This is a genomic window from Lascolabacillus sp. (genome assembly GCF_028696275.1).
Taxonomy (GTDB): Bacteria; Bacteroidota; Bacteroidia; order Bacteroidales; family Dysgonomonadaceae; genus Proteiniphilum; species Proteiniphilum massiliensis.
Window position 1 is genome coordinate 1 of the sequence record NZ_JAQVHI010000059.1, and the last position, 2742, is coordinate 2742.

Sequence of the window (2742 nt, forward strand, 5' to 3'; positions counted from 1 at the left end):
ATAGCAAAAGGTATTGGCTTACCAATGGCCGGGTATTCATGTTCCACAATAGTACCATCGAAGTCTACGGCTATAATCATAATCAGTTTTCCGTTTTTGTAATTCGGACAAATATACGAAATAAATATTACCATGAGAGATTATGAGAGATTATATTGAAATAATAGCGACATATTAATTGTATAATTTACAATAAAAAATGCGGTTTTAATTAAGGAAATATTTCTTTATTCAGGATTTTAGAGTTATCTTTGCAGCCTCAAATCGGGATTTTATGTTATTTGATTTAGGTTATCAAAGATTATCGAGGTTATCGATTCGTTTTTTATTTATAGAATTCGCATCCGATTTTTTTAAAAACCACAGCATTGATCAACTTACCCAACCTAATGAGTTTAATTTAATATCCTGATATTTAAATATATAACATCAAACTAAAGTTTATCATGGATAGTAATAACGAGGCATGGAAAGGTTTCAAAGGCGACCTATGGAGAAAAGAGATTAACGTAAGGGATTTTATCATGAATAACTACACACCTTATGAGGGTGATGATAGTTTTCTTGTTTCTTCTACTGAACGCACGAAGAAGGTGTGGAACAAGCTTACAGAGATGTTCAAGGAAGAGCAGGCTAAGGGTGTTTATGATGCCGAAACTAAGCTTCCGCAGGAGATTGATACATACGGACCGGGATATATTGATAAGGATAATGAGGTGATTGTGGGTTTGCAGACTGATGCTCCACTGAAGAGGGGTATTTTCCCTAAAGGTGGTATCAGAATGGTGGAAAACTCACTTACTGCTTATGGTTATGAGCTGGATCCGCTTACTAAGGATATTTACACAAGATATAGGAAGACTCACAACGAGGGTGTTTTCTCTGCATATAATGATGAGATACTGGCTGCAAGAAAATCGGGAATTATAACCGGACTGCCTGACGCTTACGGTCGCGGAAGAATTATTGGTGACTATCGTCGTGTGCCTCTTTATGGTACTGCTATCCTGATTAAGGAGAGAAAGGCTTTCCAGAAACAGCTGGATATTCAGGAGTTTAATGAGAATGTTATCAGAAGCCGTGAGGAGGTTACCGACCAGATAAAGGCTCTGCAGAAGTTTGAGAAGATGTGCCAGAGCTATGGTTTTGATGTTTCGCAGCCTGCAAGGAACGCTCATGAGGCTGTTCAGTTCTTGTATCTTGCTTACCTGGCTGCTGTGAAGGATCAGGATGGTGCTGCTATGTCGATTGGACGTACTTCTACTTTCCTGGATATATATATTGAGAAGGATCTTAAAGAGGGAGTGATTACTGAAAGTGAAGCGCAGGAGCTTATCGATCAGATGATTATCAAGCTGCGTATTGTGCGTTTCCTTCGTACTCCGGAATATAATGAGCTGTTCTCGGGTGACCCTGTGTGGGTGACTGAATCGCTGGGGGGACAGAATATTGAGGGTAAGACGCTTGTAACCCGTACATCTTTCCGCTATCTGCATACGCTGTATAACCTGGGACCGGCTCCTGAGCCAAACCTGACTGTATTGTGGTCGCAGAGCGCTCCTGAGAACTGGAAGAAGTTCTGTGCTAAGGTGTCGGTGGAGACTTCTGCTATTCAGTATGAGAATGACGATCTGATGCGTCCTGATTATGGTGACGACTACGGTATTGCCTGCTGTGTATCGCCAATGAGAATTGGTAAGCAGATGCAGCTGTTTGGTGCTCGTGCCAACCTGGCTAAGTGCTTGCTCTATGCAATAAATGGTGGCGTGGATGAGAAGTCGGGTGTTCAGGTGGCTCCTAAGTTTGAGGCTATCACTTCGGAATATCTTGATTATGACGAGGTGATGGAGAAGTTTGAGCAGACTATGCGTTGGCTGGCCAAGGTGTATGTGAATGCACTGAAGATTATTCACTACATGCATGATAAGTATGCATACGAAGCGTTTGAGATGGCTCTGCATGATGGTAATGTTCAGAGGATCATGGCTACCGGTATTGCGGGACTTTCAATTGTGGCTGACTCACTTGCTGCAATACGTGATACTAAGGTGAAGGTGATTCGTGATGAGCGTGGTATTGCTGTTGACTTTGAACGTGAGGGTGATTATGTTCCTTTTGGTAACAATGATGACAGGACCGACCAGATCGCAGTGGATATTGTGAAGAAGTTTATGGGTTATCTGCGTCAACATGAGACTTACAGAAATGCCATCACTTCACAGTCGATCCTGACCATCACCTCTAACGTGGTTTATGGTAAGAAGACTGGTTCTACTCCTGATGGCAGACCTGCAGGTACTCCTTTTGCTCCGGGTGCTAATCCTATGAACGGAAGAGACTCTAAGGGTGCTGTTGCGGCTCTTGCATCTGTTGCTAAGCTTCCTTTCCAGCATGCTCATGATGGTATCTCATATACTTTTGCTGTATCGCCGGGTTCTCTTGGAAAAGATACTGATATGAGGGTTAATAATATGGTTAACCTGCTTGATGGCTATTTCACCGCTGATGGTGGTCAGCACCTTAATGTGAATGTGTTTGACAAGGATCTGCTTCTTGATGCGATGGATCATCCTGAGAAGTATCCGCAGCTTACTATCCGCGTTTCGGGTTATGCTGTGAATTTCATTAAGCTTACTCGTGAACAGCAGCTTGATGTTATTTCAAGGACTATCAATCAGTCTCTATAATATTTATATTTATTTGGTAACTTGCTCCCTGATTTTCGGGGAGCAATGTTTTTTT

The 2742-nt window shown here is 42.0% G+C and carries 1 protein-coding gene and 1 pseudogene; one reads left to right on the plus strand and one right to left on the minus strand.

Annotation, left to right across the window (positions count from 1 at the left end):
- Nucleotides 1–80: pseudogene (locus PHO43_RS09825) on the minus strand (BT0820 family HAD-type phosphatase); the annotation flags it as partial.
- 366 nt (nucleotides 81–446) lie between these two features.
- Here PHO43_RS09825 and pflB point away from each other — a divergent pair.
- Nucleotides 447–2687 (plus strand): formate C-acetyltransferase, encoded by a 2241-nt coding sequence (gene pflB, locus PHO43_RS09635; RefSeq protein WP_045089126.1) that lies wholly within the window; start codon nucleotides 447–449, stop codon nucleotides 2685–2687.
- Nucleotides 2688–2742: the final 55 nt, after the last annotated feature.

What these genes read in the sequence shown, in the direction of transcription:
- pflB (WP_045089126.1), top strand. Translation starts at nt 447, where the DNA reads ATGGATAGTAATAACGAGGCATGGAAAGGTTTCAAAGGCGACCTATGG.